This is a genomic window from Streptomyces sp. NPDC040718, from assembly GCF_055593565.1.
Genome location: NZ_JBVIXO010000005.1, coordinates 575,237 through 582,350 on the forward strand (window position 1 = coordinate 575,237; position 7,114 = coordinate 582,350).

The window sequence follows — 7,114 nt, forward strand, 5'->3', positions numbered from 1 at the left end:
CCTCCCATCGGCTGCAAGGGAGTTGACCCGCGGAGGATTCCGCGTCACCCCCGCCGGAGCCCCGTCCGGGCCGGCCGGGAGCGCAGTCGCGCACCTCAGAGGCAGTACGTGACGCCCGTCACATCCCGTTCGAGGGGACGGGAGCCCTCCCACAGGTATGTGCCAAAGTGTGACTGTCGATTCGTAAGATGAGGGGGTCGCTTCGCGATGGCAACGGGCGACGGCAGGGACGGCATCCAGTCCGCCGACAGGGTGCTGGCCTTCTATCAGGAGCTGCGCCTGCGCGGGGTGTCCGACCTGAACGAGGTCTTCCGGGAGCTCGGGCTCGCGCCCGAGGAGTACGAGAAGTGGCGCGCGGAGCTGACCGCCCTCGGCCTGATCGTGCCGACCGGCACCACCCACGCCACCCGCGCCGACCTCCAGTCCGGTGCCTGGGAGCCCGGTCCGGACGCGGTCACCGTCGTCGACCCCGAGATCGCACTGCTGCGGATGCTCCAGCGCGAACGCGAGCGGCTGCGCGAGCACCTGGACGAGTCCGACCGGGCGTACAGCGCGCTGGAGAACCTGGTCGGCAGGTTCCTGCAGCCCGGTTCGCTGAACGGCTCCGACGTCGAGGTCGAGATCCTCGACGACTACGGCCGGATCCAGCAGGTGCTGGAGGACATCACGGACGTCATCCGGCACGACCTGACGTCCATGCACGTGACGGCCCTGGTCCGGGAGGTCGCCGACCGGGTGCTCAGCCGCGACCGCCGCCAGATCGGCAACGGGGTGCGCATCCGGGCCATCTACCACCAGCGCATCACCACCTCGCCCGAGGCCGTGGAGATGCTCCGCCGCCGGGTCGAGGCCGGGGTGGAGATCCGGCTGTCCCCCGCCGTCCCGATGAACATGATCATCGCGGACCAGCAGTTCGCCGTCCTGCCCGTGCACCCCGAGGACCGGGCGGCCGGCGCGATCCTCGCCCGCGGCCCCGCCCTGGTCCGCTCCTACCTCGCGCTGTACGAGCACTGCTGGCACGCGGCCACTCCGTACGGCGACGACGTCGCGCCGGAACTCGGCGGCGACGGATTGTCCGAGCAGCAGCGGGCCGCCCTGAAAATGCTCGCCTCGGGAATGAAGGACGAAAAGGTCGCCCGGAATCTCGGGGTGTCCCTGCGGACGGTGAGCAGAATGCTGTCCGAGCTGATGCAGGAAATGGGCGCGTCGAGCCGTTTCGAGGCCGGAGTACGCGCCCAGCGGCTCGGCTGGCTGGACTGATTCCACAAGACCGATTTCACAGGGCACCGACCTTGCTCCGGCGATCCTGGACCGCTTTTCCGATCCACTTGCGGCGACCCGCCGAAATACCGCTGCGACGGTCCGGGGCGGGAACGCGGAAAGCCCCGCGCCGCCGGAGGCGGTCACGGGGCTTCATCCGCCCGATCAGGGCGGGCCGTTCAGTCCCAGCCGTTCTCGTCCGTGCGGGACGACGAGTGCACGGCCACGGTCGCGGTACAGGACGGCCGGGCGGGGGCGGCGTGGCGGGCGTTCACACGGATTCCGGTGGCGTGCACGACGGACATGATTCCTCCAGGAAGTCTGAATATCGATTCGGTCTCCGCGGATCCGTGCCGCCGGTATTCCGTCGAAGACATCTCCATTCTCATATGGATTCCGCGTCCGGGCCACTTTCCTGTAGTGCGTTTAGGGCGGATCTGGAGTTCACGCAGACGTTACGACTGCGCATCTTTGGTCAGCTCAAAAGAGCTGTTAGGGTGGCCTTCCGGCCTTCTCGACCCTCCAGGGGAGAGGCGTCGGCGAGGCAGGAGCGTGCCGCCGCTCCTGCCTCACTCGCCTCCGGGCCCCACCGCTCCTCGCGCAGCACGTCCCGGTAGACGTCCAGGGTGCGTCCGGCCGCCGCCCGCCAGCTCATGCTCCGGGCGTGGCGCACCGCCGCCCGCCCCATCTCCCCGGCCTCCCGCGGCCGCTCCGCGAACCAGCGCAGCCTCCGGGCGTACTCCACCGGGTCGTTGCCGCGCACGAGCAGTCCCGTCACCCCGTCGCGCACGGCGGTCGGCAGCCCCCCGACCGCCGACGCCAGCACCGGGGTCCCGCACGCCTGGGCCTCCAGCGCCACCAGCCCGAAGGACTCGCTGCGCGAGGGCACCAGCAGCACGTCCGCGGCCCGGAACCACTGCGCGAGCTCCGCCTGCGGCACCGGCGGGAAGTGCCGCAGCACGTCCGACACGCCCAGCTCGCGCGCCAGTTCCCAGGCCTCGCCGCGCGGCCCGGCCCCCGAGTTCCCGCCCACCACCGGGACGATGGTCCGCCGGCGCAGCTCCGGGTCCTCCCGCAGCAGTTCGGCGATGGCGCGGACCATCACGTCCGGGCCCTTGAGGGGCTGGATCCGGCCCGCGTACAGGGGGACGAACGCGTCGGCCGGCAGTCCCAGCCGGGCCCGCGCGGCCGCCCGCCCGCGGCCGGGCCCGAAGGTGCGCAGGTCGACCCCAGGCCGGACGATCTCCGTGCGCCGGTCCTCGGCCGCGTACAGCTCGCGCAACGCCCTCGCCTCGTCGGCGGTGTTGGCGATGAGGCGGTCGGCGGAGCCGACGACCTGGTGCTCGCCGCGGATCCGCAGCTCCGGCTCGGGGGTGTCGCCGTCGGCGAGGGCCCCGTTCTTCACCCGGGCCAGGGTGTGCGCGGTGTGCACCAGCGGGATCCGCCAGCCGGCGGCGGCGATCCGGCCGGCCTGGCCGGAGAGCCAGTAGTGCGAGTGGACCAGGTCGTAGCGCCGCTCCTCCTTGAGCAGGGCCAGCGAGAAGGGGACGACCAGGGCGGGCATGTCCTCCTTGGCGAGCGCGGCGCGCGGGCCGGCCTCCAGGTGGCGCACCCGGACTCCGGGTCCGAGGGCGTCCGGGGAGGGGCGGGCCTCACCCCGGCAGCGGGTGAACAGATCGACCTCGACGCCCTGTTCGGCCAGGGCCCGGGACAGCTGGACCATGTAGACGTTCATGCCGCCCGCGTCCCCGGTGCCGGGCTGGTGCAGCGGCGAGGTGTGGACGCTGAGCATGGCGACGCGCAGGGACACGTGGAGCTCCTACGGGCAGGGGCCGCGTCCGCCCCGCACCACCGGGCGACCGGCGCGCGGTCACGCGGCGAAGAAGGGTTTCTGTCGTCTTGCTGTCGTGCGGGTGGTGCCGTCGTACGGGTCGTGCGCGGGGCCCTGTCGCTCACCCGCCGCGCGGGTCGTGCCGAGCACGCGGGTGCCGCCGTCCGCGTGCGGCGCCTAGAACCCGAACACCGGTCCCGACGGCGGGGCCAGCCGGGTACCCGGCGCGGGCGGGACGAGGGCCGCGGCGGAGACCGGGCCGCCGGGTTCCGCCTTGAGCGCTGCGGCCAGCCGGTCCGCGCCTTCCGGCATCACGGGCCGCGCCCACGCGCCGAGCGCCCGGGCGACGGCCAACTGCGCGGCCAGCACCGGGAGGTGTCGGCCGGCGGCGGTGGGGCGGTGGGCCTCGTGCGCGTTGACGTGGCCGAAGTCGGCCGCGGAACGCACCATCTCGTCGAGCAGGGCGACCGCCCTGCGCGGGTCGAAGGCGTCCGGCGAGTAGGCCTCGCGCAGGTCCTCCAGCCCGCGCAGCAGCCGCCGTTCCAGCACCTCCCAGCCTGAGCCGCCGGGCATGGCCTCCGGGGCCAGTCCGGCGCACTCCTCTCGGACGGCGGCGAAGAGCCTGGCGAGCCAGTTGTTCCAGCTCTCGTCCAGCTCCCGGCGGGCGGCGGCGAGCCGCTCGGCGTGGAAGGCCGTGCGGCGGCCGAGCGGGCGGGCCTGCAGGACGTGCCGGCGCAGGGTGTCCGAGCCGTACTCGGTGATCAGGTCCAGCGCCCACGCCTTCTGGCCGGAGCCCCAGACGAGCGCCTCGTCGTCGATGACGTACGCCTCGTTGACGCAGAAGTGCTGCGGCAGTTTGAGCCCCTGGGCGAACAGCAGGACCGGCAGCAGCACCGCGTGGCAGAAGGCGTGGCCGAAGCCGCAGAAGTGGACCGCCCGTTCGGGCAGGGGCCGGTCGCCGTGGCCGAAGAGGTGCATGGCGGCCGCCTCGAAGCAGCCGTCGATCCGGTGCTCCGGAAAGCCGTCGACGGGTACGGGCAGCCCCCACTCCGCGGGGTGGGACACGGCGATGTCCGGCAGCCCGTCCTCGACGAGCGACTCGCACAGCGCGGCCAGCCTCGGCGGCAGGCCGGTGCCGGCCCAGTACTCGGCGAGGGCCTCGCGGTACGGCTCCAGCGGGATGTACAGGCGCCGGCAGCGCCGGGGCACGGCCGGGGAGGCGCACAGGGCGCAGCGCGGCTCCAGCAGGTCGCCGCCGTCGTTGGGCCGGGCGCACTCGTGGCACATTCCGCCGTCGCTGACCGCCGCGCAGTGCGGGCAGGTGCCGGTGACGTGCGCTCCGTGGAGCCAGCGTCCGCAGGGCTCGCAGTACGGCGTCAGGCGGGTGCGGGCCGCGATGACGCCGTCCGCGTGCAGCCGCCGGAAGAGCTCCGCCAGCCGGCCGCGGTATCCCTTGTCCTGGCGGGGGCGGACGATGTGGTCGAACTCGACGCCCGAGCGCAGCCAGTCCGACGTGATCGCGGCGCGGTACCCCTCGGCGACCTCCTCCGGTTTGCGGCCCGCGCGGAGCGCGCGGACGTGGACGGAGCTGGCGTGGTCGGCGGTGCCGGTGGTGAACCGGACGGGTTCGCCCTCGGCCCGCAGGAACCGGGCGAGTACGTCGGCGGCGACGTACGGTCCTGCGAGATGGCCGACGTGCAGTTCGCCGTGGGTGGCCGGCGGGGTCGCGGTGATCCAGACGGGGGTGCTCATGGGACCTCCTTGACGCTGTGGTGCGAAGGGACGCAGCGAGGCTCGGAACGGGAAGGACAGCGGGTGCCCAGCCAAGACTGACAGAGAAACGAACCGTCCGGTCTGGTATCGGCTTGCGCGTTCGCGCCGTTGCGTGGACACGCCAGCGGGGCAGCCACGCGGCCCCGTGCGCGTGTTCCCCCGACGATGTCGGGCGCCGGAGGCCGCGAGTGGCGTAGAGGCGACATGTCGCGAGTACGCCAAAGGAGCCGCCTTGCGGCCGGGCGCCCGCGCCCAACACGCTGATCACATGGAACACTTCGCGACCGATCGCATAGACCGCAGCGCCCCCGAATCCCTGCTGGTCGTGGCCGCGCACCCGGACGACATCGAGTTCTGCGTCAGCGGGACGGTCATGCGGTGGATCGCGCAGGGCACCACCCGGGTGACGTACTGCATCGTCACCGACGGCGGTGCGGGCGGCTTCGACGAGCAGCTCCCGCGCCAGGCCATGGGGGACCTGCGCCGCGCCGAACAGGTCCACTCGGCCAAGCGCAGCGGCGTCGACGACGTCCGCTTCCTCGGCTACCCGGACAGCTACGTCGAGGCGAACGTGGAGCTGCGCCGGGACCTGTGCCGGGTGATCCGGCAGGTCCGCCCGCAGCGTGCCGTCATCCCGAGCCCGGAGATCAACTGGGGCCGGATAGCCGACCTGCATCCCGACCACCGGGCGGTGGGCGAGGCCGCCCTGCGGGCCGTCTACCCCGAGGCCCGCAATCCGTTCGCGCACCCCGAGCTCCTCAAGGAGGAGGGCCTGGAGCCGTGGATCGTGCCGGAGCTGTGGCTGATGACCGGGCCGACGCCCAACCAGTACATCGACGTCACCCCCGTCTTCGACCTCAAGGTCGAGGCCCTGCGCATCCACACCTCGCAGACCGCGCACTTCGACGACCTGGCGGGACTGCTGCGGGAGTGGCTGGGCGAGCACGCCCGGGCGGCGGGGCTGCCCCCGGGCCGGATGGCGGAGGCCTTCCAGGTCGTCAGGATCGAGTGACCGGAGGGGAGTTCCGCCCGGGCCGGGCCGCGTTCGCCGTGCGGGGCGTACGGACCCGGCCGTCGTGCTGCCCGGGGGTCACCGGTAGACGAGCAGTTCCGCCTCGGCCGCGCCCGCCAGTTCGTATCGGGTCGCGACCAGGGGGCGGCCGGAGTAGAGGCGGATCAGCGTCGCCGCGTCCCCGCGGAACCGGGCCGGGGCCCTGCCGGGCACCTCGTTGCCCAGGACCAGCGGGACCCCGCGGCCGCCGATGTCCGCGACCAGCCGGGGCGTCTCCCGCTTGCGGCTGACCATCCGCAGCAGGGGCAGGGCCAGCGGCAGGCTGTCGCCGGCGTACTCCCCGGGCTCCCCGAACGCCGCTCGGACGTCGCCCGCGTGGATCCACTCCCCCAGGGCCACCGCGTCCAGCGTGCCGTCACCCCCGGCGATGACCGGGCCGGCCTCGGTGAGCCCGCGTTCCAGCTCGTCCACGATCCGTGCGAGGGGCCAGTCCACGCGCTCGGCCACGTCGGCGGCGTTGGCGGCGGGCAGGAACACCCCTTCCTCCAGCCGGCCCTCCACGATGCGGATCAGGGCGGCCCCGCAGTGGGCGAGTACGTCGCGGGCGGTCCAGCCCGGACAGGCGGTGCGGAGCCCGTACGCGGCCTCCGGCGTCCGCCGCAGCAGCGGGACCAGTGCGTCCCGTTCGGTGCGCAGCAGCCGGTCGGGGAGCCACGGGTCGCGCACCTCGGCGTCGTCTTCCACAACCGCTTCCTTCATGGCCACGGCCCTCAGTAGCGGTAGTGGTCGGGCTTGTAGGGGCCCTCGACCTTGACGCCGATGTAGGAGGCCTGCTCGGGGCGGAGGGTGGTGAGCTTGACGCCCAGCGCGTCCAGGTGGAGGCGGGCGACCTTCTCGTCCAGGTGCTTGGGCAGCACGTACACGTCGGTCGGGTACTCCGACGGCTTCGTGAACAGCTCGATCTGGGCCAGGGTCTGGTCCGCGAAGGAGTTCGACATCACGAAGGAGGGGTGGCCGGTCGCGTTGCCCAGGTTCAGCAGGCGGCCCTCGGACAGCACGATCAGGACCTTGCCGTCGGGGAACTTCCAGGTGTGGACCTGCGGCTTGACCTCGTCCTTGACGATGCCCTCGATCCTGGCCAGACCCGCCATGTCGATCTCGTTGTCGAAGTGGCCGATGTTGCCCACGATCGCCTGGTGCTTCATCCTGGCCATGTCCGAGGCCATGATGATGTCCTT

7 protein-coding genes are annotated in these 7,114 nt (G+C 72.8%); 2 read left to right on the top strand and 5 right to left on the bottom strand.

Annotated elements, in window-relative coordinates:
• The first annotated feature begins 207 nt into the window (after positions 1-207).
• Positions 208-1,260: a helix-turn-helix transcriptional regulator gene (locus tag ACZ597_RS16770; protein WP_471330065.1), complete on the top strand. Its 1,053-nt coding sequence runs from the start codon at positions 208-210 to the stop codon at positions 1,258-1,260.
• Positions 1,261-1,439: 179 nt separating this feature from the next.
• Here ACZ597_RS16770 and ACZ597_RS16775 read toward each other — a convergent pair whose 3' ends face one another.
• The 3 genes from ACZ597_RS16775 to ACZ597_RS16785 form a co-directional block, all read right to left on the bottom strand.
• A complete protein-coding gene (locus ACZ597_RS16775; RefSeq protein WP_471330067.1) occupies positions 1,440-1,565 on the bottom strand; it encodes a hypothetical protein in 126 nt (41 codons plus the stop codon).
• Positions 1,566-1,735: 170 nt separating this feature from the next.
• Positions 1,736-3,052 (bottom strand): D-inositol-3-phosphate glycosyltransferase, encoded by a 1,317-nt coding sequence (gene mshA, locus ACZ597_RS16780; RefSeq protein WP_471330151.1) that lies wholly within the window; start codon positions 3,050-3,052, stop codon positions 1,736-1,738.
• 216 nt (positions 3,053-3,268) lie between these two features.
• Entirely contained in the window at positions 3,269-4,843 is a 1,575-nt protein-coding gene (locus tag ACZ597_RS16785; RefSeq protein WP_471330069.1) for a class I tRNA ligase family protein, read from the bottom strand.
• Positions 4,844-5,132: 289 nt separating this feature from the next.
• On the opposite strand from ACZ597_RS16785, the gene ACZ597_RS16790 reads away from it, so the two are divergent.
• Positions 5,133-5,876, top strand: a complete 744-nt coding sequence (locus ACZ597_RS16790; RefSeq protein WP_471330072.1) for a PIG-L deacetylase family protein — start codon at positions 5,133-5,135, stop codon at positions 5,874-5,876.
• Positions 5,877-5,954: 78 nt separating this feature from the next.
• Here ACZ597_RS16790 and ACZ597_RS16795 read toward each other — a convergent pair whose 3' ends face one another.
• Positions 5,955-6,635: a maleylpyruvate isomerase family mycothiol-dependent enzyme gene (locus tag ACZ597_RS16795; RefSeq protein ID WP_471330075.1), complete on the bottom strand. Its 681-nt coding sequence runs from the start codon at positions 6,633-6,635 to the stop codon at positions 5,955-5,957.
• 11 nt (positions 6,636-6,646) lie between these two features.
• The coding region (locus tag ACZ597_RS16800; RefSeq protein WP_471330078.1) for an adenosylhomocysteinase at positions 6,647-7,114 on the bottom strand (468 nt) is incomplete at its 5' end.